Origin of the sequence: Aquabacter sediminis (assembly GCF_028863665.1) — a bacterium.
Classification (GTDB): domain Bacteria; phylum Pseudomonadota; class Alphaproteobacteria; order Rhizobiales; family Xanthobacteraceae; genus L1I39.
Window position 1 is genome coordinate 1 of sequence record NZ_JARBFX010000011.1, and the last position, 25,754, is coordinate 25,754.

Consider the following 25,754-nt stretch of genomic DNA (forward strand, 5'->3'; position numbering starts at 1 on the left):
CGGGCGCGGGCGCGGGCGTGGCGGGGGTGGGGGTGGGGGTGGGGGTGGGGGCCCCTTGAGGTCGGACAGCGACGCCGGGCGCCCGGCACGCGAGGCGAGGGAACAGGTCCATGGCCGCCGCCTCAGCCGAACTGGCCGTGCACATACCAGGCCGGCAGATGGGGGCCGGTGCCGTAGAGGCCGGCGCGGAACAGCCAGAAGCGGTGGCCCTCCACCGTCTCCACGCGGAAATAGTCGCGGGTGGGGGAGAGGCCATCCTCCCGCCACCAGGGGGCGGCGATGCGCTCGGGGCCTTCCGCCCGCAGCACCAGATGCGTCACCCGGCGCCAGCGGAAGCGCAAGGGCGGCCCATCCGGCACCTCCGCCACAGCTTCCGCCGGCTCGGGATAATCGAGCAGCCGCAAGGGACGGGCGGGGCCGGTAAGATCGGCGCGGGAGGCATCCGGCGGACCCTCCGCACGCGCCGCCGCCGCATGAGCCCCACCGCGAGGCGGGGCGCTGGATGCTCTGCCGTTGCTCGTGGGAGGCCGAGGGCCGGTGCTGGATGCAAGAGGAGAAGCCCTCTCCTCCCGCCCGGACGGCGGGGTCACCGCAGGAGCGGACGGGGAATTCTCCAGGCGCGGATGCACCGCCCCTTCGCCAGCGGCGGACGGGCCTCCCTTCAGGCTTTCCTGCTCCCGCCCGGCGCGCCCGGCCGCAAGAGGAGAGGGCACCTCACCCGACCCGGACAGTGGGGTGAAGGCGAGAGGAGAAGGCACCTCTCCCAGCCCGGAAGAAGGGTGAAGGAAAAAAGGAGATAGCGCCCCTGCCCGGCTGGGCGGAGAGGGGACGGCGAGAGCGGAAAGAGTCTTCTCCGAGCAAAGGGGCGGCGCCCCCTGTCCTTCCCCCTGCAGCGCGCCCTGCACCGCCCTTTCCCGAGCGGCGGACGGGGCGCCAGTTGCCTCCGCCCTCCCCTGCGCGCGCCCCTGCGCGCACGCCTGCGCCTGCCCGGCGAGCCCGGCCGCGAGAGGGGAGGGCGTCTCCTCCCGGTTGGACGGCGAGCAGAAGGCAAAAGGAGAGGCAGTCCCTTCCCGCCCGGAGGAAGGGGGGACAGCGGGAGCGGACGCCACCTCTTCCGGGCGCCCCGTCAGCCCGACCTGAAGGTCCGGGAAAGACGGGGCGATCACCCGTGTTCCCTCGCGGCGGCTGGCACCCGGCAAGCCGGCGGTGGCGGCAAGGGAAGAGGACCTTTCTCCAGGTCCGGGGGGCAGGCGGAGGGCGGGGGGAGAGGCCGCGCCGGCCTGTTCGGACGGTGAGGGGACGGCAGAAGCGGACGCCACCTCTTCCGGCCCCCCCGTCAGCCCGGCCTGAAAGCCCGGAAGAAGGGGGGCGATCACCGGCGCTCCCTCGTTGCCCACCTGGCCCGACAGGCTCGCGCGAGACGCGACAGAAGAGGCCGCCTCTTCCGGCTCGGACGGCGGGCGGAGGGAGAAAGGAGAGGCCGTCCCTGCCCGCCCGGACGGAGGGGGGACGGCGGGAGCAGGCGGGATATTCTCCGGGCGCGCGTGCTGCGCCCCTTGCTGCGCCCCTTGCTGCGCCCCTTGGAGCCTCCCTGCAGCTTGCAGCCTCCCTTGCCCTGCCCCTGCCCCTTGTTCTGCCCCTTGTTCTGCCCCTTCGCCAGCGGCGGAGGGGGCGGCCCTTCCCGCCGCCCTCCCCTGCGCCGGGGCGGCGCGTTCGGCCGCGTGCGCTGGCTCAGCCGGCACGGGCGGAGCGCGGAAGGCGCGGGCGGCGCCGGCCTGCCGGGCATAGTCCTGGGCGGGGACGAGGCGGCCGGCGGCCTCGGGCATGTGGGCGTCGGCGCAGGCGGGCACCAGCACCTGCCCCCGGCCGAAACGGGCGGCGAGGCGATCCAGCAGCCGGTCCACCGCCTCCTCCGCCTCCCGCTGCGCATCGAACCCGTCCTGCCGGGCGTCCATGGGCTCGGCCAGCGGCGCGGACAGGCGGATGAGGTCGAAGCCGAAGCCGGCATCCAGGCTGGAAAGCTGCGCCACCTTCTCGGCGAACAGGCGCTGGACGAGGGCGGGGTCGCGCAGCGGCCGGCCGGTGCCCACATGGAGGCGCGTCACCTTGCCGTCCACGCGGAACAAGGCAAGGTCCAGCCGCCGGGCGCCGAGGCCGTGGCGCTCCATGAGGCCGGCGAGCGAGCCGGCCAGATGCCGGGCAAGGCCCAGCACGTCCTCCACCCGCTCCACCGGCTCGGCCAGCGCCTTGTCCACGCTGAAGCGCGGCGGGGGAAAGCGATAGGTGAGCGCCGCCCGCCCGCTGACGAGCGCGCCATCCAGCCGGTCCATCATGTCGGCGCCGAAGCGGGCGGCAAGCGGAGCGCGGGGCTTGTCCAGGAGGTCGCCAATGCGGGCAAGGCCGAGGCGCGCCAGGCTTGCCAGCAAAGCCGGCGCCAGGCGCAAGGCGGCCAGCGGCAAGGGCGCGAGGAGGGGGCCCAGCTCCGTTCCCTCCGGCACGATGAGGCTGCGGCGGCCGCCGAACCGGGCGAGCGCGGCGGCGCCACCGGGCGTGGCGACGATGGCAGCGCGGGCGGAAAGGCCCACGCCCGCCACGCGGGCGAGCAGGTCCCGCGCCAGCCCCGCCTCGCCGCCAAACAGATGGGCGCAGCCGGAAATATCCAGGATCAGCCCGTCCGGCCCGTCCAGCGCCACCAAAGGCGTATAGCGGGCGCAGGCCTCGGCAAGGTCCTCCAGCAACCTCTGGTCGGCCTCCGGGTCGTGCGGTTCCACCACGAGGGCGGGATAGCGGGCGCGGGCATCGGCCAGGGAGAGGCCGGCGCCAAGGCCAAGCGCGGCGGCCGGCGCATTAAGGGCGGCCAGGCGCAGGGCGCTTTTTTCCACGCTCACGGTGACCCGTGGCAAGGCGCGCTGGTCAGGCGACAGAGGCCGTTCCAGTCGGTCCGTGGGCAGGCGCTCCAGCCAGAGCGCCAGATAGCGCCGGCCGGGGGAGGGGTTCGCGCTGGAGGTCATGCCGCACCTCCCCCTCCGGCCCGGCGAGGCGGAAGCCGGCGGCATTCAGTTCCAGCGTCCAGGCGCCGGGCGGGCCCAGGCGATTGCGCACCAAGGCGGCGGAAAGGCAGGGCGGCCCAAGCCCGCCATAGGCATCCGGCCGGCTGGGGGCGGGGGCGAGCGTCCAGCGGGTGCGGGCGGCGCAGGGCTCCGTGGTGCGCACGGGGCGCAGCAGCAGGCCGAGCGTGCCTCCCGCCTGCGCGGCGAGCGCCAGGCGCCGGGTGGCGGTGAGGGCCTCCGGCAGGGGGGAGGCCACCTCGCCCAGAATGGCTGACAATCCCGCGCATTTCAGAGCCTCCTCCATCACCAGCAAGGCATCCTGCGCCTTGCGCACGCGCACCAGGATGAGGCTGCCTTCCGGCAGCCCCCGTTCGGCAAGGCCGGGCCCGTAGAGGGTGCCGGCCTCGAGCATGGCAAGGTCCTGCTGGACCACCAGGACCGGCCGCCGCAGCTGCCGCCCGGCCCGGGCGGCCACCGCCAGGGCAAAAGCCATGAGCGCCCCCTCCCCGCGCGGCGCGCGGACGGAGGCCTCGTGCAGGGCGCCGAGCGTGAGCCCGCCGCCGAGGCACGCATCCACCTCCGGCACGCCCAGCGGCAGGCATGCCTCCCCGGCCGGGGCGCACAGCCCCTCCCGGGAGGGGGAGGGGCCGGACCCCGGGCGTGTCAGGGTGCCACCCCGCTCGAGCGCGGCAATGCGCTGCCGCAGGCCCGCAATCTCCATTGCGTCCGAAGGAGCCATCATCCGGCCAGTGCTGTTTGCGTGTTCTCTATTTGTTCTTATAGATTCCGAAAGCCGGCGCGGGAGTCAAGCCGCTCCCGCCGCCCCCGTCCCCTCCCGGTGGGCCACGTCCTCCATGCGATCCAGGCGCCGCAAGGGCGGGCACAGGAGAAAGCCGGCCGCCGTCACACCCAGGATAAAGAGCCCGCCCGCCGCCACCGCCGGCACCGCGCCCATCAGCCCACCCATGAGGCCGGCGCGGAAATCGCCCAACTCATTGGAGGCGCTGATGATCACCTGATTCACCGCATTCACGCGGCCCTGCATGGCGTTGGGGGTGGCCAATTGGACCACGGTGGTGCGCACCACCACGCTCACCATGTCGGTCGCCCCCGCCACCGCCAGAGCGAGGCAGGAGAGCGCCAGATTCGTCGACAGGCCGAAGGCCAGGATCGCCACGCCATGCAGCGCCACCGCCGCGAAGAAGATCGGCCCCGCATGGCGCGCCAGCGGCCGGCGGGCGAGCAGCAGCGCCACCAGAACCGCCCCCACGGCGGGCGCCGCCCGCAGCAGGCCGAGCCCCACCGGGCCGGCATGGAGGATGTCCTTGGCGAAGACCGGCAGCAGGGCAACCACCCCGCCCAGCAGCACCGCGAACAGATCCAGCAGGATGGCGCCGAGAATCAGCGGCTGGCTGCGCACGAAGGCGATGCCGGCGAGGACGCGGGAGGCCATGGTGACGCCATGGAGGCCGGTCTCGCTGGGAATAGCAGGGGGAATGTGCATGCGCGCCCACACCAGCGCCGAGCCAAGGCCGAGGAGCGCCACCGTGCCATAGGCCACGTCCCGGCCGGCCAGCAGCAGCAGCCCCGCCGCCGCCGGCCCGGCGATCACCGCGAACTGGCTGATGGTGGAGGCCCAGGCCACCCCGCCCGCCAATTGCTCGGGCGGCAGGATCTGCGGCAGCAAAGCCGGCAGCGCCACCCGGTTGAAGGCCACGCCCACGCCGAACAAAGCGGTGAGCCCGATATAGGGCGCCACCCGCTCCACCCCTTGAAGCCCCAGCAGCAGGAAGCCGAAGGAGGCGCCGCACATGATGATGGAGGAGACGGTGAGCAGGCGCGCGCGGCTCACCCGGTCCGCCCAATCGCCGATGACGAGGCCCAGCAGCACCATGGGCACGAACATGGCGAGGCCCACATAGCCGAGCGCCACCGGGTCGCCGGAAAACTCATAAATGTGCCAGCCCACCACCACCGCCTGCATGCGGGTGACCAGATTGCTGCCGAGCCGCCCCGCCAGATAGGCGCGAAACCGCGCATCACGCAGCGCATCGGGGCGGGCGGGGGCGGGATCGGCGCTCAAGGGGAAACCTGCGAGACGGTGGGCGGCACGGGGCCGTGCCCTCGCGTTTACGCCCTTCTGGGGCCGGGCACAATTTGGGGGAGGGGCGCGCGCCAAGCGCCTGTGATGGCGGGCGGCTCAGAAGCCGCTTTGCATCTTCTTGTGAAGGCGCGTCTTGGCCTCGCCCCCGCCTTCGGCCAGGAAACGGCGGGCGATGGCTTCTTCCTCTGGCGTGAGGGTGGGAGGAGAAGAAGGGGCGTGGCGGGGCGTGCCGGTGGCAAACACCTTGCGATAAAGCAAAACCAATTCCTGGTATGTGGCGGTTTCCATGCCCGCCACAGCATGGCCAGCCTTCACGCGGCCCTGAGAGGTGGCTTCCTCTCCCACGCCCCCTACCTTCCAGGTCTGCTGACGATGCGGCTCCATGCGCGCCTTCATAGCACTTCTCGCAAAAGTATCACATAGCCCTTCTCACCGACCCAGCCACCATCGCTGACGAAAGGTGTGCCCGGCAGAAAGAGGACTTTCTGCTCCAAGGGATCATCCGAGTACATCATGATCGGTCGACCTGTCAGGGACGACATCAGCATCAAAACGTTGCCAGCATAGGCCGCCTGGATATCCAAAGACGTGCTGGTGAACGATTCTAGTCTATGCACGGTTCCTTGTGCGAACCGCTCCGGCACTGGCCCCAAGCCTCCATCGTCCCGCACACCGCGATAGACGCGCTGTTGAATGGGAGGGATCTTCTCAAGAGCGTCCGTCAGGAGCCGGCAGAACCCGCGCTCCGCCTCCGTGATCGGCACTCCCTTGCGCAAGCGCGCATTCATTTCTCCGACAGGATAGGCGGACACGGACCAAACCCATACCGCGAGCCGCTCATAGGGCGTGAGACCATAAGGATCAGACGGGCGATCAAAGCCGCACCGCTGCTTCGCGGCGCTCAGGTCGTCCACCAGCCCGACGAACAGATGATCCACCGCCCAACCCAGGATTGCGCCAAGCCCAAGCTAAGCGCACCACGTCGCCTGCGGCAATCCCCTCACCGCTCCGTCAGCTTCAACTCAATGCGCCGGTTCCGCGAGAGCGCGTCGTCGGTGGTGCCGCTGTCGAGGGGCTGGTATTCGCCGAAGCCGGCGGCGATGAGGTGCTGGGGCTGCACGCCCTTGGCGATGAGATATTGCACCACCGCGATGGCGCGGGCGGCGGACAATTCCCAGTTGGAGGGGAATTGCGGGGTGGAGATGGGGCGGCTGTCGGTGTGGCCATCCACCCGCAGGGCCCAGTTGATGTCCGGCGGGATCTTCTTTTCCAGCTCCAGAATGGCCGAGGCCAATTGGTCGAGGGCGGCGAGCGCCTCGGGACGGGGGGTGGCCGAGCCGCGGTCGAAGAAGATTTCCGACTGGAACACGAAGCGGTCGCCGACGATGCGCACGTCCGGCCGGTTGCCCAATATCTCCCGCAGCCGGCCGAAGAATTCCGAGCGGAAGCGGCCGAGTTCCTGCACGCGCTGGGCCAGCGCCACGTTCAGGCGGCGGCCGAGATCGGCAATCTTGGTCTGGCTTTCCTGGTCGCGCTTCTCGGAGACGTTGAGCGCCTCCTCCAGCGCCGCCATCTGCCGGCGCAAGGCGGCGATCTGCTGGTTGAGAAGCTCCACCTGGGAGAGCGCGCGCGCCGCCGCGTCGCGCTGCATGTCCACCTCGCGGGAGAGCGCCTGCTCGCGGGAGGGGTCGGGCGCGCCGGGGGCGGTGGCGATCTGGCCGCGCAGCCGGTCGCGTTCCGCCTCGGTGGCGGCAAGGCTGGCGCGCAGCGTGCTCAATTCCCCTTCCGCGCCCTGGCTGGCGGCCCGCTCCAGGGACAAAAGCTCGGTCAATTGCCGGATCTGGGATTGCAGGCGCTGGAGCACCGTGTCCTTGCCCGACATTTCCTGCGTCAGGAAGAACTGGGTGATCATGAAGACGGAGAGCAGGAAGATGAAGACCAGCAGCAGGGTGGACAAGGCGTCCACGAAGCCGGGCCAATAATCGATGGTGCGGTCGCGGCCGCGCCGTCCGAGCGCCATGGCTCAGGCCCCCCTCTTGCCCTGCGTCTCGTTCTCGAACGCCTCCATGCTCTGGTCCAGCCGGTCCACCACCCGGCGCAATTCCTGCTGCTGGGCGCCTTGTACCTCGATCATCTGCTTGAGCAGCGCCTGTTCGGAGCGCATGTGGGTGACAAGGCCCTGGAGGCTCTCGGCCAGATGCGCCATGGCGGTGGTGACGCGCTGGGAGCCGGCTTCCGTCATGGTGCGCTCCAGCCGCTCGATGGCCACCACGAGCGGCTCCACATCAAGGGCGGGCGGCGGCGGCAAAGCAAGGGTGGGCAGTTCGGGATGGGCGAGCACCGCCTCGCGCACCATGGGCACGGGAACGGGCGGGCCGGCCGGGCCATCGCCAATGTCGCGCACGGTGGTGGAGAGCCAGTCTTCCAGGTCCGTATAGAAGCGGTTCTGCGCCTGGCCCGCCTGGAGGTCCAGGAAGCCCAGCACCAGCGAGCCGGCCAACCCGAAGAGGGAGGACGAGAAGGAGATGCCCATGCCGCCCAAGGGCGCGGCGAGGCCCCGCTTGATCTCCTCGAACACCGAGCCGCTGTCCGGCTGGATCTCCAGCGCGCCGATCACCCCGCCGATGGAGGAGACGGTCTCCAGCAAGCCCCAGAAGGTGCCGAGCAGGCCGAGAAAGACCAGGAGGCCAGTGAGATAGCGCGCCGTGTCCCGCGCCTCGTCGAGGCGGGTGCCGATGGAATCCAGGATGGAGCGCATGGTGGCCTGGGAAATGGCCATGCGGCCCATGCGGTCGCCGAGCAGCGCCGCCATGGGCGCGAGCAAGGTGGGCGCGCGGGAGACGGCAAGTCCGGGATCGGCGAGGCGGAAGGAATTGACCCATTCCACCTCGGGAAACAGCCGCGACACCTGCCGGATGGCCAGGATGATGCCGATGGCCAGCACGCCGAAAATGACGCCGTTGAGGCCCGGATTGTTCATGAAGGCGTCGAGGATCTGCCGGTAGAGCACCGCCGCCAAGGCCACGCAGAGCGCCAGGAAGACCAGCATGCGCACCAGGAAGATGCGCGGGGAGGAGACCTTGAGGAAAGGATCGACGTTGCGCGCCATGGATGCTCCCGCGTCCTTCCAGCCCTGAAATCCCGATCCGCGCGCCGCCGGCGCAAGGCGCGCGGCGGGGCCGGACCTCCCCCAGACCATAAGGCCGGAGGGCGGCCAAGGTTCCGCCCGCGACGGCAGAACCTGGACCCGGGACGATCATGTTCGGGGGGGACTATGGCACACGCGGTCCCAAAAGGAACCCGTGGCGGGCACACAGATGCGCGGTGCGCCGCCGCTTTGGAACGCCCTTAAAGAGGGGAAGCGCCGGGCGAAGGCGCCCGGCGGCACGTCTCAGGCGGCCTTGAGGAGCGCCAGCAGGTCGCGGTGGATCACCTCATTGCCGGCGATCACGCTGCCCTTTTCCAGCACCTTGTCGCCGCCGTCGAGGTCATAGACATAGCCGCCCGCCTCGCGCACCAGGATCATGCCGGCCGCCATGTCCCAAGGCGAGAGGTCGCGCTCCCAGAAGGCATCGAAGCGGCCGGAGGCCACCCAGGCGAGATCCAGCGCGGCGGCGCCGGTGCGGCGCAGGCCCGCCACCTGCGTCTGCACGGCGGCCAGTTCGCGGTTGAACTGGCGGTGATCGCCCCGGCCCAGATGCGGCAGGCCGCAGCAGATGACCGATTCCCGCAGCAGGCGCCGGCCCGCCACCCGCAGGCGGCGGTCGTTGAGATAGGCGCCCTGGCCCTTCTCGGCGATGTAGAGCTCGTCGGTGACGGGGTTGAAGATGACGCCCGCATAGGGAACGCCATTGCGCACCAGCGCCACGGAGATGGCGAAGAGCGGGATGCCGTGCAGGAAGTTGGTGGTGCCGTCGAGGGGGTCGATGACCCACTCATTCAGGGGGTCCGTGCCCTCCACCCGGCCGCGCTCCTCCATGAGGAAGCCATAGCCGGGGCGGGCGCGGGAGAGTTCCGCATAAAGCGTGTCCTCGGCCTTGCGGTCCGCGGCCGAGACGAAATTGGCGGGGCCCTTGGCGGAGACCTGGAGATTCTCCACCTCGCCGAAATCGCGGACGAGGGCGCGGCCGGCCTTGCGGACGGCCTGGACCATGACGGTGATGAGCGGAGTGCGGATCATGTGCTTTTCCTGCCGCGGACGCGGGCGAAGGCCGCATGCGGCAGCCGGGAACGTTTGGGTTGCGCTCCGTGTGCCCGTCCGCCGCCGCGCCGTCAAGGCGCCGCCGGCGGGGGGCAGCCCTGCTCCCGCCGCGAATCGGGGCGCGGGGCACTGCCAACGCTCCCGCCGCACCGGGCCACCGCCAGGCTATTTCTGCCGGCGCTTCATGGCCTCTGCCATCGCGGCCGCGAGCGCGCCGCCTGCCGGTTCCGCGCCCCGCCCCGGCGCACCCGCGGGCGGGCGGCCCTTGCCAGGCCCGCCGGAGGGACCGCCCGAACCACCCTTGGGTGGCATGGGCCGCTCGCCCCCGCGCGCGCCACCGGGGGCGGGACGGGTGCCGTCCTCCTTGCGCATGGACAAGGCGATGCGCTTCCTCTGCGCATCCACCTCCACCACCCGCACCTTCACCACGTCGCCGGCCTTGACCACCTCATGGGGGTCCTTCACGAAGCGGTCCGCCAGGGCGGAGATGTGCACCAGCCCGTCCTGGTGGACGCCGATATCCACGAAGGCGCCGAAGGCGGCGACGTTCGTCACCGTGCCTTCCAGCACCATGCCAGGGCGCAGATCGGAGATCTTCTCCACCCCCTCGGCGAAGGTGGCGGTCTTGAATTGCGGGCGCGGGTCGCGGCCGGGCTTTTCCAGTTCGCGCAGGATGTCCTTCACCGTGGGCAGGCCGAAGCGGTCATCCACGAAGACGGCAGGGTCCAGCGCCTGGAGGGTGGAGGCATCGCCCATGAGGGTGCGCAAGTCCCGCCCGCAGGCGGCGACGATCTTCTTGGCCAGCCCATAGGCCTCGGGATGGACCGAGGAGGCGTCCAGCGGCTCGGCGCCATCGGGAATGCGCAGGAAGCCGGCGGACAATTCGAACGTGCGGGCGCCCAAACGCGGCACGTCCATCAATTGCTTGCGGGTGCGGAAGGGGCCATTGGCGTTGCGATGGGCGACGATGGCCTCCGCCAGGGCCGTGCCGAGGCCGGAAATGCGCGCCAGCAGCGAGGCCGAAGCGGTGTTGAGGTCGACGCCCACCGCATTCACCGCATCCTCCACCACGGCGTCCAGCGCCTTGGCGAGGCGGGACTGGTCCACGTCGTGCTGGTATTGGCCGACCCCGATGGATTTCGGCTCGATCTTCACCAGTTCCGCCAGCGGGTCCTGGAGGCGGCGGGCGATGGAGACCGCGCCGCGCAGCGACACGTCGATATCCGGCATTTCCGCCGCCGCCACGGCGGAGGCGGAATAGACCGAGGCGCCGGCCTCGCTCACCACCACCTTCAAAGGCTTGGGTGGGGGCAGCAGGCCCAGGAGGTCGGCGGTGAGCTTCTCGGTCTCGCGGCTGGCCGTGCCGTTGCCGATGGCGATCAGCTCCACATTATGGGCACGGATGAGCCGCACCAGTTCCGCCTGCGCGCCCGCCACATCGTTGCGCGGCTGGAAGGGATAGATGGTGGAAGTGGCCACCAGCTTGCCGGTGCCGTCCACCACCGCCACCTTCACGCCGGTGCGGATGCCGGGGTCCAGGCCCATGGTGGCGCGCGAGCCGGCGGGGGCGGCCAGCAGCAGATCCTTGAGGTTGCGGGCGAAGACGCGGATGGCCTCCTCTTCCGCCCGCTCGGTCATCTCGCCCATGAGTTCGACCGACAGATGCAGGGAGAGCTTCACCCGCCAGGCCCAGCGGGCCACATCGCGCAGGAAGGCATCGCCCGGCCCGCCGGCGGGCGCGATGCCCACCACCTGGGCGATGATGCGCTCCACCGGCTTCACCGGCGAGGGATCGTCCGCATCCACCTCCAGATCGAGGGTGAGCATCTCCTCATTGCGCCCGCGCAGCATGGCGAGCGCCCGGTGGCTGGGGACGGCGGACCAGCGCTCGGAATGGTCGAAATAGTCGCGGAACTTGGCGCCCGCCTCTTCCTTGCCGGCGATCACCTTGGCGCGCAGCACGGCCTTGGCCTTCATATGGGCGCGCAGGCGGCCCACCAGATCGGCATTTTCCGAAAACCGCTCCACCAATATGTCGCGGGCGCCCTCCAGCGCCGCCTTGGCGTCCGCCACCTCTTCGCAGAGATAGGCGGCGGCGAGCTCCGCCGGCACCTTGGCGCGGTCGGCGAGGATGGCGTCGGCCAGCGGCTCAAGGCCGCGCTCGCGGGCGATCTGCGCCTTGGTGCGCCGCTTGGGCTTGAAGGGGAGGTAGAGGTCCTCCAGCTCCGCCTTGGTGGTGGCGCCGGCGATGCGGGCGGAAAGGTCGTCGGTGAGCTTGCCCTGGCTGTCGATGGAATTGCGCACGCTCGCCCGCCGCGCCTCCAGCTCGCGCAGATAGGACAGGCGCTCCTCCAGGGTGCGCAGCTGGGTGTCATCGAGGCCGCCGGTGACTTCCTTGCGATAGCGGGCGATGAAGGGCACGGTGGCGCCCTCGTCCAAGAGCCCCACCGCCGCATTCACCTGGGCCGGCGTGGCGCCGATCTCCTGAGCGATGGTGCGGGCGATCTGGACGGGTTCTGCGGCCATGGAAACCTCTCACAAAGGGGCATGTCTTATGCCCCAAAGGGGAGGTGCGGGCAAAATCGGGCCGATCCGGGGCGCGCGCCCTTCTCTTCCCCAGGCTCAGCGCACCATGAAGCCGATGGCGAGCGCGTTGGCGATGTCGATGAAGAAGGCCGACACCAAAGGCAGGATGATGAAGGCGGTGGGCGCCGGGCCGTGCACCTTGGTCACCGCCGTCATGTTGGCGATGGCGGTCGGGGTGGCGCCGAGGCTGATGCCGGTGAAGCCAGCCGAGATCACCGCCGCCTGGTAGTTCCGCCCCATGGCGGGGAACACCACGAGGAGGATGTAGACCACCGACACCAGCGTCTGCAGGCCCAGCACCAGCACCAAGGCGAGGCCCAGTCCGCTCAGGGTCCACAATTGCAGGCTCATGAGCGACATGGCCAGGAACACGTTCAGCGACAGGTCGGACACCAGCGCCAGCGCCGCCGTGCGCGTCGGCCAGGGCAGGCGCGGCAGGGCGCGGGGCACCAAATTGGTGAGCACGATGGCCACCAGCAGGCACACCACGAACATGGGCAGCTTCAGCCCCGTGGCCTCCACCGCCTCCTCCAGCGCGAAGGCGATGAGGATGGCGATGTTGAGCACCAGGAGGGTGCTCAGCACGTCCACATGGGTGATGGGCGGCTTGGGCGCGGCCTTTTCGGTCGACAGTCCCATCACTGGACCGCCATCGGCCTCGCCCTTCAGACGGAAGCGGTTGATGAGGAAGCCGGCAATGGGGCCGCCCACGAGGCTCGCCAGCACGAGGCCCAGCGTGGCGCTGGCAATGCCGAGCTCCAGCGCGTTGGTGAGACCGAAGCGCTCCGTGAGCAGCGGCGCCCAGGCGATGGTGGTGCCGTGGCCGCCAATGAGCGACACCGAGCCCAAGAGCGGCGCCACGCCCTCCGGCAGGCCGAGCACGGCGGAGGCACCGAGCGCGGTGGCGTTCTGGAGGCCGAGATAGACGAGGGTGAGCAGAAGCAGGATCACCAGCGGCCGCCCGCCGGCGATGAGGTCCGCAAAGCGCGCGTTGAGGCCGATGCCGGTGAAGAAATAAAGCAGCAGCATGTCGCGGGCCTGGAGATCGAAGGTCACCGCCACCCCCACCACCCGGTAGGCGAGAAGGGTCACCACCGCCACCAGGAGGCCGCCCGTGACCGCTTCCGGAATGTTCCAGCGCCGCAGCGGCGGGATCGCCCTGTTGAGCCCGGCGCCGAGAAAATAGACCACGATGGCCAGCGTGAAGGTGAGGAGGCCCGACACCTCTAGAATGACCGGCATGTCGCCCCTCTTTGTGCTGCCAACGCCTTTCCCTTAGCCGCAATCGGCGGCTGTGGCCAATCCGGCGGGGCGCAACGCTGCCATGAGGTGGGCCTTGATCTCCTGCCCCACCATCGACGCGTGGGTCTGCGCCAGGTCATGATCGCCGCCCGCCAGCACCCGCAGGCGCGCCTGCGGCAGCAGCGCCGCCAGCCGCGCGCCCACCGCAACCGGGCTGATGGGATCGGCATCGCCCCACAGGAGCAAGGCCGGCGCGGAGATGGCGGGGATCTGCGCCGAGAGATCCGGCACCGGATCGGCGATCCAGCGCGCGGCATTGGGAAAGGCGGCGAAATAGGCCGGCCGCCAGTCCGAGCCGCCGAGATCGGCCACCGGCACGCCGCCGGACGTCACCGCCAGCACCAGCCCCTTCACCAGATGGGGGAAGGCGAGCGCCAGCCTGATGGCCACCACCCCGCCCATGGACTGGGCGATCAGAACCACCGGCTCGGTGATTTCGCGCGCCGCGAGGGCCACGAGGTCGTCCAGCCCCCCTATCCCCGGCGCGGGCGGCTCGGCGCCCAGCCCCGGCCAGGAGAGGAACACGCCTTCCACGCCCGCCGCCTCGGCGGCCGCACGCCAGAAGGACGCGGCACCGGAGGCACCGGGCAGGAAAAGCGTCTTCATCCCTGCTCTCCCCCGCGGGTGAAGCGGTCGGTGAGCGCCAGCACCGCATAGCCGGCGATGAAGACCATGTTGGCCACCACCAGCCATTTGACCTGCGTTTCGCTGACCGAGGTCTCCAGCCGCATCATGGCTTTCAGCAAGGTGATGGAGGTGATGGCCATGAGGGAAGCAAACAGCTTCAGCTTGAGGCCGGAGAAGGTGATGCGGGTCATCCAGTCCGGCCAGCCGGTGGCGCCGTCCGGGCCTGTCTTTTCCACATCGATCTTCTCGACGAAATTCTCGTAGCCCGAGGAGATGACGATCACCAGCAGCCCGCCCACCAAGGCCAGATCGATGAGGGTGAGCAGGGCCATGATGACCTGCGTGTCCGTCAGGGACGGCAAGGCCCACGCAAACTGCCAGAGCTGGAGCGCGAAGGCGACCACCAGCAAGCCGAGCCCGGCGATGAGGCCCATGAAGAGGGGCACCATGGCCCAGCGGCTCAGCAGCACGAGGCGCACGATCAGCTTGCGCATGGCCCCCCTCCCCGCGGGTTCAGAAACTGCCGAACACGGTGCCGAGCCCGATCACCACCGCCAGCGCCAGCACCGCGCCCACGATGGCGGCCATGACGATGTCGAGGTAGCCCTCCTTGTGGGTCACCCCGCACACGGACAGCAGCGTCACCACGGCGCCATTGTGGGGCAGGCTGTCCAGCGTGCCCGAGCCGATCACCGCCACCCGGTGCAGCAAGGACGGGTCCATGCCGATGGCGGCGGCAAGCTTCATATAAGTGGGGCCGAGCGCATCGAGGGCGATGGTCAGGCCGCCCGAGGCGGAGCCGGTGAGCGCAGCCAGGATGTTTGTGGCCACCGCCAGCGACACCAGCGGCCCGCCGCCGATGGAGAGCACCCAGTCCCGCACGTCGGCGAAGGCCGGCAAGGCGGCGACGATGGCGCCGAAGCCGACGAGGCTCGCCACCGAGAAGATGGGCAGCACGGAGGCGTTGGAGCCCGCGCTCATGGTGGCCCGCAATTCCGGCACCGAGCGGAAGTTGAGCGCCACCACCACCACGATGGCGCACAGCAGCGCCACCATCACCGACCACACGCCCCCCACCGCCGAGAGCGAGGTGGCACCCCAGCGCTCCTGCACCAGGAAGTCCACATTCATCCGCGGCAGGATGACGAAGGACATGAGCAGGTTGACCACGATCACCACCACGATGGGCAAAGCCGCGAACAGGATGGGCGGCTCCTTCAAGGCGTGGTCGGAGGCGTGGATCTCGGAGGGATCGAACTCCCGCGCCGTGGTGGCGCGCTCGCGGATGATGGGGTCCTCCACCGCCCGTTCGGCGGAGGCGTCATCGGGCGCCAGGGTCGTGGGGCCGAAGCCCTCGCCCTTGGCCCGCGCGGCATTCTCCGCCCGCTTCAGCCACCACATGCCGAAGGCCAGCATCACAGCCGAGGCGATGATGCCGAGCCCCGGCGCCGCGAACGGCGTGGTGCCGAAGAAGGGCATGGGAATGGCATTCTGGATGGAGGGCGTGCCGGGCATGGCCGACATGGTGAAGGTGGAGGTGCCGAGCGCGATGGCCGCCGGCATCAGCCGGCGCGGCACGCCGGAGGCGCGGAACAAAGCGGTGGCCATGGGCGCCAGCACGAAGAAGGCGACGAACAGGCTGACGCCGCCATAGGTCACCACCGCCCCGGCCAGCACCACGGCCAAGATCGCCCGCTGCGGCCCAAGCTTGCCCGTCATATAGGTGGCGATGGAGGCGACCGAGCCGGAATCCTCCATCAGCTTGCCGAACAGGGCGCCCAGCAGGAACAGCGGCATGAACTGGGCCACGAAGCCCGCCGCCGTCAGCATGAAGGTCTGCGTCCAGGAGGCGAGCAGCGGCTCGCCGGAAAAGGCTGCCGCCACAAGCCCCGATATGGGCGCCAGGAGCAGGATGCTCCAGCCCCGGAAGGCGAGGAAGATGAGAAGGCCGAGGCCGGCCAGGATGCCGAGAAGTCCCACGCTCACACCCCTTCCAGCAGCTTGTCGATGTCCAGGGTGGAGCGCACGCCCACATCCATGCCGAAGGTGCGCAGGAAGGTGTCCGCCGCCCGCCGGCCTTCTTCCTTCAGCATGGCCAGGAAGGCCCATTCGGCGTTCAGCTTGGAGGAATAGCCGAGCGTGCCCATGATGTCGTTGCGCACCATGTGGATGCGCAGCGCCGCCCACCAGCGGCCCTCGTCGCTGCCGGGGTCCGCCGCCTTGCGCAGCAAGGCCGCCATGCGCAATTCCTTCAGCGCCACGGAATTGAACGACACCTCGTTGAGGCGGTTCAGGATGTCCCGCGCGGTCTGGGGCGTGCCGGGCCGTTCGATGGGATTGATGGGGATGATGAGCGTGTCCGGCGAATGGCACTCGCGCACCAGCGGCGTGAGCGTGGGATTTCCCGAATAGCCGCCATCCCAATAGCTCTCGCCGTCGATCTCCACCGCCTGGAACAAGGTGGGCAGGCAGGCGGAGGCGAGCAGCGCCTCGGGGGTGAGGTCCCCATTGCGGAACAGGCGCACCCGGCCGGTGCGCACATTGGTGGCGGTGATGAAGAGCTTCAAAGGCGCGGCCTTCACCCGCTCGAAGTCGATCATCTCCTCCAGGATGTCCCGCAGCGGATTGGTGCCGGCGGGGTTGAGATCATAGGGGGAGAACAGCCGGGACATCATGTCCATGGCGATGAAGAGGGGGGAATTGTCCAGCGTCCAGCGGCCCATGGCGATGTCGAGCGGGGTGCGCTGGAAGGGGCTGAAGCGCGCCGCCTCGGCCACCCGCCGCCAATAGCGCTCCAGCGCCGCCCGGGCGCCTTCCGCGCCGCCCGCGGCAAAGCCGTCGGCCATCACGGCCGCATTCATGGCCCCGGCGGAGGTGCCGGAAATGCCGTCGAAGCTGAGCCAGGGCTCCTCCAGCAGGCGGTCCAGCACGCCCCAGGTGAAGGCCCCGTGCGAGCCGCCGCCCTGGAGCGCCAGGGAGACCACGGCGGGCGGCCGGTCCAGCGGCGGGCTGAAGGTGTAAGCGTCTGGCATGTCGAACCCTTTCCCGGCGATGGCGCGACCCTTCCCGGCCCGGCCTTCCCCTGCCCTGCGCCCTCGGCTCTGGCCGTTTCCCCCCGGACGTTGCCGGTCTGATGGATTGGATCAGGCGCCGGCGGGCGCCTGACCGGATGCCTCACCCGGCGTCGTGTCCGGCCCCCGGTCGGGGCCGAACCAGAGCACATAGAAGGCCGGCAGGAAGATCAGGGTCAGCAGCGTGCCCACCAGCAGGCCGCCCATGATGGCGAACGCCATGGGCCCCCAGAAGACGGTGGGCGCGATGGGGATCATGCCCAGCACCGTGGACACGGCGGTGAGTAATATGGGCCGGAAGCGCGAGCAGCTGGCCGCCGTCACCGCCTCCCGCACGCTCTTGCCGGCGGCCCGCTCCGCCTCGATCTGGCCGATCAGGATCACCGCATTCTTGGTGATCATGCCCACCAGCGCCAGCACGCCCAGGATCGCGACGAAGCCCAGCGGCTTGCCGGAGGCCAGCAGCGCCGCCACCACGCCGATAAGGCCGAGCGGGGCCACCGAGAGCACCAGGATGAGGCGCTGGAAGCCCTGGAGCTGGAACATGAGCACGGTGAGCATGATGAAGATCATCAGCGGCACCACCGCCACCACGGAGGCCTGCGACTTGGCGCTCTCCTCCACCGTGCCGCCCACCACGATGTGGTAGCCGCGCGGCAGGCTCTTGGTGAGGGTGGAGACCTTGGCGCCGAGCGCCGCCACCACCTCGTCGGGCAGGGCGCCGGGCACCACGTCCGCCTGGACGGTGAGGGTGGGCACCCGGTCGCGCCGCCACACCACCGGATAGTCCTGCACATATTCGAAGCTGGCGAGCTGGCTCAGCGGCACGGTGCGCCCGCTGGGCAGCGGCACCTGGAGGGTGGAGAGGTTGGCGAGCGAGACACGCTGCTCGTCGGTGGCGCGCAGCACCACGTCCACCAGATAGATGTCGTCGCGCACCTGCGTCACCGGGCGGCCGGACATGACGGTGTTGAGCACCCCCGCCAGCGCCTGGGTGTTGAGGCCGAGAATGCGCGCCTGGTCCTGGTCCACCACGATGCGGACCTCGCGGGTGGGCTCGATCCAGTCGAAATTCACCCGCTCGGCGCGCGGTTCGGAGGCGATGACGCGGGCAAGCTCGAACGAGATGGCGCGCACCTTCTCGATGTCCGGTCCGCTCACCCGATACTGCACCGGCCAGCCCACGGGCGGCCCCAGCTCCAGCGGATAGACGCGGCCCACCACCTGCGGGAAGTCGGTGTCGAGCACCCGCTCGAGCTTCGCCCGCAGGCGCTCGCGCGATTCCACGTCCTTGGCCACGATCACCGCCTGGGCGAAGAAGTCGTTGGGCAATTGCACGTTGAGGGGCAGGTAGAAGCGGATGGCGCCGCGCCCCACATAGGTGCTCCAGCGCTCCACATCCGGATCGCCTTCCAGGATCTCGTCGAATTTCTCCGCCAGGGTCTGGCTGGCATAGATGGAGGCATTCTGCGGCAGGCGCAGGTCGACCAGCAGTTCCGGCCGGTCGGACGAGGGGAAGAACTGGCGCGGCACCAGCGGCAGGGCCAGCACGGAGAGGACGAACAGCGCCACCGTGCCGCCCACCGTCACCACGCGGAAGCGCAAGGCGAGGTCGAGGAGGCGCGCATAGACGCCCATCAGGCCACGCGGCGGCCCCTCCACGGGCTTGGCCGCCTTCGGCGCCTTCAGGATGGCGACCCCCAGGAGCGGCGCGAACAGGGTCGCCACGATCCAGGACACCAGGAGCGCGATGGTCACCACCGCGAACAGGGAGAAGGTGTATTCGCCCGCCGAGCTGGCGGCGAAACCGATGGGGACGAAGCCCGCCACCGTCACCAGCGTGCCCGCCAGCATGGCGATGGCATAGGTGCGGAAGGCAAAGGTGGCCGCCGCCTCCTTGCTGTCGCCGGCGGCGAGGCGGTTCAGCATGGCGTCGGTGGTCGTCATGGCATCGTCCACCATGAGCGCCAGGGCGATGATGAGGGCGCCCAGCGAGATGCGCTGCATGTCGATGTTCACGAGATCCATCACCGCGAACACCACCGCCAAGGTGAGCGGGATGGACAGCGCCACCACCAGCCCCGGACGCACGCCGAGACTGAGGAAGCTGATGACCAGGATGATGCCGATGGCCTGCCAGAGCGACGACATGAAGTCGTCGATGGACTCGTCCACCGTCACCGCCTGGTCGGCCACCAAGGTGGGCTCGATGCCGATGGGCAAATCCGCCGTGATGTCCGCCATGGCCTTCGTGATGTTGCGGCCAAGCGCCAGGATGTCGCCGCCATCGCGCATGGCGATGCCGAGGCCGATGGCGGGCACGCCATTCACCCGGAACAACGGCTGGGGCGGATCGGCAAAGCCGCGCCGGACGGTGGCGATGTCGCGCAGGCGCAGCAGGCGGCCATTGGCGACGAAGTTCACGTCCGCAATGTCCTGCTCGCTGGCAAAGCCGCCGGAGACGCGCAGCGAGATGATCTCGTCGCCGGTCTCCATGGTGCCTGCCGGCTGCACCACATTCTGCGCCTGGAGCGCGGCGATGACGGCGCTGCGGTCGATGCCGAGGCTTGCCAGTTCCTGGACGTTGAACTCGATGAAGATGCGCTCGTCCTGCGCGCCCATCACCTCGATCTTGGAGACGTCGGGCACGTTGAGGAGCTTGGAGCGGATGTCCTCCACATAGTCGCGCAATTCGCGCTGGGTGAAGCCGTCGGCGGTAAATCCATAGATGATGCCGAACGTGTCGCCGAACTCGTCATTGAAGCCGGGCCCGATGACGCCGGCCGGCAAGGTATGCCGGATGTCGCCGATGGACTTGCGCACCTGGTACCAGATGTCCGGCACCTCGGCGCCGGTGGCGGAGCCCTTCAGGTTGACGAAGATGGTGGTCATGCCGGCGCTGGTATAGGAGCGCAGGAAGTCGAGCTTCGGCACCTCCTGGAGCTTGCGCTCCAGGCGCTCGGTCACCTGCTTCAGCGTCTCTTCCACCGAGGCGCCGGGCCAGGCGGCCTGAACCACCATGGTCTTGATGATGAAGGTCGGGTCCTCGCCGCGCCCCAGGCGCTGGTAGGACAGGAGGCCGGCCACCACCGCCACCGCCATGAAATAGATCACGACGGACCGGTGCCGCAGGGCCCATTCGGAGAGGTTGAAGCCCTTCACAGGCCGGCTCCCAGCAGGCGGACCTTCTGGCCCGGATGCAGCGCCTGGACGCCCGCCGTCACCACGATCTCATTGTCCTTGAGGCCGCCCACCACGCTCACCTTGGCCGGCGAATAGCGCATCACCTCGATGGGCCGCAGCGCCACCGTGCGGGCGGAGGGGTCCACGATCCACACCGCCGGCTTGCCGTCGATGCGGGTCAGGGCGCTGGCCGGGATCTCGATCACCGGGCCGGTCTCCACCTGCACCGTGCCGATGACGGTGGCACCGAGGCGCATGGCGGGGGGCGGGTCGATGAGACCCACCCGCACCGCGAAGGTGCGCGTCACCGGGTCCGCCTGGGGCGCGATCTCGCGCACCCGGCCATGGGCCTTGATGGCGGTGTCGCTCGCCAGCGTCACGAGAACGTCGGGGTCGCCCGGCACGGCGGCGAGCAGATTGGCGGGCACGTCGAACACCGCGTCGCGGCCATCCTTGCGGGCGACGGTGACGATGGGCTGGCCCGCCTGCACCACCTCGCCGGGCTCGGCGCGGCGGGCGGTCACGACGCCTTCCGAATCCGCCTTCAGCTCGGTGAAGCCCAGCTGGTCCTGCGCGATCTGGAGGCGCGCCTGGGCGTCCTCAAGCTGGGAGCGGGCGGCAAGGAAAGCCTGCTCGGCCTGCTCATACTGGGCGCGGGGCGTGAAGCCGCGCGCGAGAAGCGAGCGCTGGCGCTCATAGGCGTTGCGCGCGACGGAGGCCTGACCATCGGCGGCGGCCACCGCCGCCTCGGCCGAGCGCACCGCATTGGCCTCGTTCTGGGAATCCAGCCGCGCCAGCACCTGGCCGGGCTTGACCGTGTCCCCCACATTGACCAGCCGCTCCACCATGCGCCCGCCGATGCGGAAGCCGTAGGCGGCCTCGTTCATGGCCTCCACATGGCCAGTCAGGGTGAGGGCATCCACGGCGCCGCGCGTGGTGGTGGTGATGGTGCGGACCGGGCGCGCGTCGGGCGCGCTCGCCTGTGGGCTCTCGCCGCAACCGGCCAGAACCAGGGGCGCGAGCGCCGCAGCCACAACCCAACGCATCCGCCCCATCATCGCCCACCCCTTCGCGGCCCGCCGGCCGCCTGTCCCGCGTGACGCATCGCACAATGCATCGGCGGCGTCACCTTGGCCTTGCGGCTAATATCACAGAACGCGCCACAGCGTTGCCATTGGATTCGCCAGACCTTCGCTGACGCGCCGGGCTTGATGCCGAGTGCATCGCACAATTCTTCATTCGCCAGTGCAGCGAAATTCAGTGTCACGAAAGGATTATGCATCCGTGCGAAGGGCCTTGACGCAGATCAACGGCCCGGCTTGGCTTTGGCGGCAGGTTTGCCGCTTCGGAAGCGGACGACAATACCTCAACCCGCTTGGAAGGACGCTGGAAGGACAGGCCCCACCGCAGACGGCGCTCCCCTTCCCTGATTCGCCGGGGCGGGCGCGGCGCTCCCACGTGACGCGTAATGTTTGACCGGAATGGCCCGCAGCCCCGTTGCGGGACCCGAGCGCTCCCCCCGCCCCGCGGGGGCATCAGGAGAGACCATATGGGACGCACCCTCTGGGCCGCCGCCCTTCTGCTGGCGTCGGCGACGCTGGCCACAGCCCAATCCAACCCGCCGGCCACGCCGGGCGCCAATGCCGCGACGTCGCCCGCCACCGCCCCGGCGCAGCCGCTGAAGATCACGGGCCAGTGCTCGCAGGCTCGCCTGTGCGACCTGAAGAAGTATTACGAGGTGCCAAATTTCCGCATCGGCGGCACCTATGACCTCGCCAATCCCACCAAGTGGGAAAATGGCGGGGAAGGCGGCACCACGCTGGAATCCCTGGGCGCCGGCCCGCTCAAGACCGCCTATATCGCGCTCGGCACCCCCCGCCGGAATGCCGCTGGCGAGATCACCAATGCGGTCATCGTCAACACCTTCTATTCGGGTGATTCCACCGACATGTACGCCCAGTGGGTGGAGGGCTCGGCCCTGTCGGGGGGATCGGTCATCGGCCCGAACCGCGCCATCGACACCAACCAATATTATGTGGTGCTGCTGGACGGCCTCGGCCTGTGGGGCGCCAGCAAGCCCTCGGACGGGCTGGGCCAGAAGTTTCCCCAATATGGCTACATGGACCTCGTCCAGTCCAATTACCGCATGCTGCGCGACCATCTGAAGATCGGCCGCGCCGCCTTGGTGACGGGCGTCTCCATGGGCGCCACCCAGACCTATGTCTGGGGCGTCATGCATCCCGATTTCATGAACGGCCTCATGCCCATCGGCGGCACCACCCAGTCCGACGGCGAGGACCCGGTGGGCAACTGGACCTTCCAGCTCATGTCGGCGGCCATCGAATCCGACCCGCAATGGCGCGCCACGGGCGGCAATTACTACAATCTGCCCAAGGACAAGCACCCCAACCAGGGCGTCGCCTTCGGCTGGTCCATCCTGCTGATGACCGGCTTTTCCTTCGACTTCCGCTCGCAGCAGCCCTGGGACAAGGTGCAGCCGGATGTCTTCTACTGGAACCCGCCCAACCCGAAGGCCGGCTCCTCCGTCAATGCCCGCGCGTTGCTGTTCGACGCGGTGGACCTGTTGTGGCGCAACCGGGCGGGCGAGACCTACAACATCAATGCCGATCTCGGGCGCATCAAGGCCCGCACCCTGGTCATGCATATCGACAACGACCAGTGGCTGACCTTCGACCGCGCCAAGCGCACGGTCGCCCGCGTGCCTGGCGCCGACTTCGTGCATGAGCCGAGCCCGGTGGCCCATTACGGCGTGTTCTCGATCCTCAAGAACAAGCAGTTCGACCCCACGGTGAACGGCTTCCTGGGCGATGTGGCGCGCCTCACCCGCAACCAGGCGCTCACCGCCACCACCTACACCACCCCCTCGGTGGCCAAGGACATCACGCCCGACAAGTCGTTCTGGAACACCTATGTGAAGTATCCCTTCCCGGTGAAGAAGACCAAGGTGAAGGACGGCCAGGGTGTCGAGTGGGACATCGGCTATATGGATGAATATGCCGGCACCTCGCCCAATCCCGACGTGCTGGTGATCGTCCACGGCAAGGGCGCGTTCGGTGGCCATTACGGCAACATCATGCGCATCGCGCTGGAGCGCGGGCTGCGGGTGATCGTGCCCGATCTGCCCCATTACGGCATGTCCGGCCCCGGCAATCTGGACAAGAGCCCCGCCCGCACCATGGAGGACATGCGCCAGGTGGTGCATGGCCTGGTGGTGGACCAGCTGGGCGTGAAGAAGGCCGCCTATCTCGGCCATTCCATGGGCGGGCAATTGGTGATGGGCTATGCCCTCTCCTATCCCGACGCGGTCACCAAGCTGATTCTGGAAGCCCCCGCCGGGCTTGAGGAATATCCCCGCGAGGTCACGGTGGGGCCAGGCAAGAAGCTGGACCTCTTCAACCCCGCTTATGCCCGTGACTTCAAGGCCTGGGCCGCCACCTGGGACCAGACGGGCCTGCGCGACCGGGAAAAGAACCTGACCGCCCAGCAGGTGGACGACTTCTTCCACTTCCGCACCCGCGACCCCGTCACGGGCGTCGTGACGCCCTCCAAGTCCGGCTATTTCCTTCGCGACAGCGAATATGCCCGGCTCCACACCGACCAGCGCATCGGCATGATCAAGGGCGATCCGCGCGAATTGCAGCAATGGGTGGATGTGTTCGTGTTCGACATCTACACCATGGCCTCGGAATCCTTGGAGAGCGACCCGAAAAGCCTCTACAAGCGCCTTACCGAGATCAAGGTGCCGATCTTCCTGGCCTTCGGCAACAAGGAGCCGTTCATCCCGAGCGCGCCCTTCAACGGCCGCACCGATCTCAGCCGCCAGGCCATCCTGCCCTTCATGACGCGCATGGAGGCGGCGGGCCGTGACGTGCAGGTGAAGATCTATCCGGACACCGCCCACTTCATCCACACGGATGACCCGGTAGAGTTCGCCGAGGACGTGGTGGACTTCGTGAAGTCCGGCCAGGTGGAAACCACCTCGCAGGTGATCGTGGACCGCCTCATCAACGGCGCGCCCGGCCAGGCGGCCGCAGCCCCCGCGGCCAGCCCCGCCACCGCCGCCACGCCCAAGGGGCTCAACAAGTAAGAGCCCTGAAACGGGCGCTCCCATAGGGGCGCCCGCCGGCGCCTCGTGGGTTGGCGCCTCTCCCTTCGCGCGTCATGGCCGGGCTCGTCCCGGCCATCCACGGAAAGGGGCACCGGTCCCGCCAGCGGATGGCCGTGGATGCCCGGGTCAAGCCCGGGCATGACGGTCTTGAGAGGTGTATAAATCAGAACCTTTGATCGGGCTTCGTCACGTCCGGCCGTCCCGCCAGCCGCCGCACCGCAACCAGGAGAAAGCCATGACGCATGTGGACATCGGGGGCCTCAAGCTGGGCCTGCGGACCTGGGGCGAAGGGGACGTGCCCGTGGTCTTCATCCATGGCAACCTCGCCAGCAAGGACTGGATCGAGCTGGCCGCCCCCCTCTTTCCCCCCGGCCTGAAGACCATCGGCATCGACTGGCGCGGCTGCGGCGACAGCGACCGGCCGGCGGCGGACGCGGACTTTGCCAATTATTCCATCGCCCAGCACGCGGCCGATATGATCGCGGCCCTTGATGCGCTGGGAATCTCCTTCTGCCACCTGGCCACCCATTCCACCGGCGGCATCATCGCGGCGCGCATGCTGCTGGCCCAGCCGGAGCGCTTCGGGCGGGTGCTGCATCTGGACCCGGTGGCGCCGCGCTCCATCGTGCTGCCGGAACAGGCCATCAAGGGCTTCGCCGCCATGAAGGCCCACAAGGCCGCCACCCGCGCCGGCATGGCCTGGGCGGCCTCTTCTTTGTTCGTGCCCGAGAGCCTCACCTCGCCGGAAGGCCCTCAATTGGTGGCCGATGCGGGGGCGCGGGGCGTGCTGTTCGAGAAGATCGTGGACCAGACCTTTTCGGTCTCCGACGGCATCTGGTCCGGCACGCCGGTGGGGCTGGAGCGGGAATTCAAGCTGGGCGAGCTGGCGGCGCGCATGGGCGAGATGCGTCAGCCGCAACTGATCCTATGGGGGGAGCAGGACGTCATCCTCACCCTCGCCGACGCGCAGGACATGTGCGCCGGCCTGCCCGAGTGCCGCCTGGAGCTCCTCCCAGGCATCGGCCATTCCGCCAATCTGGAAGCCCCGGAGCTTTACGCCAAGGCGTTCGGCGACTGGTTCCTCGCCGGGCGTTGACGGGAAGACGTTTCCTTTAGGAGAAATCGCCCAGCGTCTTGCCTCCCTCCAGCCTCTCGCCTCCCAACGCCGCGTCATGCGCGGGCTTGTCCCGCGCATCCGCGGCCAACCACCTGGAGGAACATCGGGGCGTTTCAGGCCGGGGCCCGTGGATGGCCGGGACGAGCCCGGCCATGACCAGATTGGAAATGTCGCCCCACGCCAAACGCACCGTCGTGCGCGGGCTTGTCCCGCGTATCCACGGCCAACCGCCGGGAGGAACATCGAGGCGTTCCGGGCCGGCGCCCGTGGATGGCCGGGACGAGCCCGGCCATGACCAGGGGAGTGGCGCGCGCCTTCGCGCTGACCTTTTACGACACGCCGCCATCCTGCCCCGCACCCCCTCCCCCGTCGCTGCCCCCGCCA

18 protein-coding genes are annotated in these 25,754 nt (G+C 69.4%); 2 read left to right on the forward strand and 16 right to left on the reverse strand.

The window, feature by feature from the left end; all coding sequences use genetic code 11:
* Positions 1-122 precede the first annotated feature (122 nt).
* From PV781_RS24135 to PV781_RS19610, 16 genes are all read right to left on the reverse strand, one after another.
* Positions 123-3,011, reverse strand: a complete 2,889-nt coding sequence (locus PV781_RS24135; protein WP_274777306.1) for a Y-family DNA polymerase — start codon at positions 3,009-3,011, stop codon at positions 123-125.
* Positions 2,914-3,792, reverse strand: coding sequence for an ImuA family protein (locus PV781_RS19540; RefSeq protein ID WP_274777307.1), 879 nt, complete (start codon positions 3,790-3,792; stop codon positions 2,914-2,916). Before PV781_RS19540 ends, PV781_RS24135 begins: the two co-directional genes overlap by 98 nt.
* A 63-nt stretch (positions 3,793-3,855) precedes the next feature.
* Positions 3,856-5,133 carry an MFS transporter gene (locus PV781_RS19545; RefSeq protein ID WP_274777308.1) on the reverse strand — a complete coding sequence of 426 codons (1,278 nt, stop codon included), beginning with the start codon at positions 5,131-5,133 and terminating at the stop codon, positions 3,856-3,858.
* A gap of 117 nt (positions 5,134-5,250) precedes the next feature.
* On the reverse strand, positions 5,251-5,538 hold the full coding sequence (locus tag PV781_RS19550) for a hypothetical protein (protein ID WP_274777309.1): 288 nt from the start codon (positions 5,536-5,538) through the stop codon (positions 5,251-5,253).
* An 8-nt stretch (positions 5,539-5,546) separates the two neighbouring features.
* Positions 5,547-6,092: an ADP-ribosyltransferase domain-containing protein gene (locus PV781_RS19555; protein ID WP_274777310.1), complete on the reverse strand. Its 546-nt coding sequence runs from the start codon at positions 6,090-6,092 to the stop codon at positions 5,547-5,549.
* 62 nt (positions 6,093-6,154) lie between these two features.
* Entirely contained in the window at positions 6,155-7,174 is a 1,020-nt protein-coding gene (locus PV781_RS19560) for a peptidoglycan -binding protein (RefSeq protein ID WP_274777311.1), read from the reverse strand.
* Positions 7,175-7,177: 3 nt separating this feature from the next.
* Positions 7,178-8,263, reverse strand: coding sequence for a flagellar motor protein MotA (locus PV781_RS19565; RefSeq protein ID WP_274777312.1), 1,086 nt, complete (start codon positions 8,261-8,263; stop codon positions 7,178-7,180).
* A 282-nt stretch (positions 8,264-8,545) separates the two neighbouring features.
* Positions 8,546-9,334 (reverse strand): inositol monophosphatase family protein, encoded by a 789-nt coding sequence (locus tag PV781_RS19570; RefSeq protein WP_274777313.1) that lies wholly within the window; start codon positions 9,332-9,334, stop codon positions 8,546-8,548.
* Between the two features lie 186 nt (positions 9,335-9,520).
* Entirely contained in the window at positions 9,521-11,881 is a 2,361-nt protein-coding gene (locus tag PV781_RS19575) for a Tex family protein (RefSeq protein WP_274777314.1), read from the reverse strand.
* Positions 11,882-11,977: 96 nt separating this feature from the next.
* Positions 11,978-13,183, reverse strand: coding sequence for a sodium/glutamate symporter (gltS, locus tag PV781_RS19580; RefSeq protein WP_274777315.1), 1,206 nt, complete (start codon positions 13,181-13,183; stop codon positions 11,978-11,980).
* A 33-nt stretch (positions 13,184-13,216) separates the two neighbouring features.
* Positions 13,217-13,849, reverse strand: a complete 633-nt coding sequence (locus PV781_RS19585; RefSeq protein ID WP_274777316.1) for an alpha/beta fold hydrolase — start codon at positions 13,847-13,849, stop codon at positions 13,217-13,219.
* Entirely contained in the window at positions 13,846-14,364 is a 519-nt protein-coding gene (locus PV781_RS19590) for a YqhA family protein (RefSeq protein ID WP_274777317.1), read from the reverse strand. The genes PV781_RS19585 and PV781_RS19590 overlap by 4 nt, the downstream gene beginning before the upstream one ends.
* Positions 14,365-14,383: 19 nt before the next feature.
* Entirely contained in the window at positions 14,384-15,850 is a 1,467-nt protein-coding gene (locus PV781_RS19595; RefSeq protein WP_274777402.1) for a GntP family permease, read from the reverse strand.
* Between the two features lie 2 nt (positions 15,851-15,852).
* Entirely contained in the window at positions 15,853-16,902 is a 1,050-nt protein-coding gene (locus PV781_RS19600) for a patatin-like phospholipase family protein (RefSeq protein WP_274777318.1), read from the reverse strand.
* Between the two features lie 111 nt (positions 16,903-17,013).
* On the reverse strand, positions 17,014-20,103 hold the full coding sequence (locus PV781_RS19605) for an efflux RND transporter permease subunit (RefSeq protein WP_274777319.1): 3,090 nt from the start codon (positions 20,101-20,103) through the stop codon (positions 17,014-17,016).
* The gene (locus PV781_RS19610) at positions 20,100-21,170 is read right to left on the reverse strand and encodes an efflux RND transporter periplasmic adaptor subunit (RefSeq protein ID WP_274777320.1); all 1,071 of its coding nucleotides are present in this window, start codon (positions 21,168-21,170) and stop codon (positions 20,100-20,102) included. The genes PV781_RS19605 and PV781_RS19610 overlap by 4 nt, the downstream gene beginning before the upstream one ends.
* A 503-nt stretch (positions 21,171-21,673) precedes the next feature.
* Here PV781_RS19610 and PV781_RS19615 point away from each other — a divergent pair.
* Together PV781_RS19615 and PV781_RS19620 are read left to right on the forward strand one after the other, a co-directional pair.
* Complete coding sequence (locus tag PV781_RS19615; protein ID WP_274777321.1) at positions 21,674-24,232, forward strand: alpha/beta hydrolase; 2,559 nt, start codon at positions 21,674-21,676, stop codon at positions 24,230-24,232.
* 256 nt (positions 24,233-24,488) lie between these two features.
* Entirely contained in the window at positions 24,489-25,349 is an 861-nt protein-coding gene (locus PV781_RS19620) for an alpha/beta fold hydrolase (RefSeq protein ID WP_274777322.1), read from the forward strand.
* Positions 25,350-25,754: the final 405 nt, after the last annotated feature.

Excerpts from the sequence above, each read along its gene's own strand:
- PV781_RS19575 (WP_274777314.1), bottom strand. The coding sequence starts at position 11,881 with ATGGCCGCAGAACCCGTCCAGATCGCCCGCACCATCGCTCAGGAGATC.
- PV781_RS19585 (WP_274777316.1), bottom strand. The coding sequence starts at position 13,849 with ATGAAGACGCTTTTCCTGCCCGGTGCCTCCGGTGCCGCGTCCTTCTGG.
- PV781_RS19550 (WP_274777309.1), bottom strand. The coding sequence starts at position 5,538 with ATGGAGCCGCATCGTCAGCAGACCTGGAAGGTAGGGGGCGTGGGAGAG.
- PV781_RS19560 (WP_274777311.1), bottom strand. The coding sequence starts at position 7,174 with ATGGCGCTCGGACGGCGCGGCCGCGACCGCACCATCGATTATTGGCCC.
- PV781_RS19615 (WP_274777321.1), top strand. The coding sequence starts at position 21,674 with ATGGGACGCACCCTCTGGGCCGCCGCCCTTCTGCTGGCGTCGGCGACG.
- PV781_RS19540 (WP_274777307.1), bottom strand. The coding sequence starts at position 3,792 with ATGATGGCTCCTTCGGACGCAATGGAGATTGCGGGCCTGCGGCAGCGC.
- PV781_RS19565 (WP_274777312.1), bottom strand. The coding sequence starts at position 8,263 with ATGGCGCGCAACGTCGATCCTTTCCTCAAGGTCTCCTCCCCGCGCATC.
- PV781_RS19620 (WP_274777322.1), top strand. The coding sequence starts at position 24,489 with ATGACGCATGTGGACATCGGGGGCCTCAAGCTGGGCCTGCGGACCTGG.
- PV781_RS19610 (WP_274777320.1), bottom strand. The coding sequence starts at position 21,170 with ATGCGTTGGGTTGTGGCTGCGGCGCTCGCGCCCCTGGTTCTGGCCGGT.
- PV781_RS19590 (WP_274777317.1), bottom strand. The coding sequence starts at position 14,364 with ATGCGCAAGCTGATCGTGCGCCTCGTGCTGCTGAGCCGCTGGGCCATG.
- PV781_RS19600 (WP_274777318.1), bottom strand. The coding sequence starts at position 16,902 with ATGCCAGACGCTTACACCTTCAGCCCGCCGCTGGACCGGCCGCCCGCC.
- gltS (WP_274777315.1), bottom strand. The coding sequence starts at position 13,183 with ATGCCGGTCATTCTAGAGGTGTCGGGCCTCCTCACCTTCACGCTGGCC.
- PV781_RS19570 (WP_274777313.1), bottom strand. The coding sequence starts at position 9,334 with ATGATCCGCACTCCGCTCATCACCGTCATGGTCCAGGCCGTCCGCAAG.
- PV781_RS24135 (WP_274777306.1), bottom strand. The coding sequence starts at position 3,011 with ATGACCTCCAGCGCGAACCCCTCCCCCGGCCGGCGCTATCTGGCGCTC.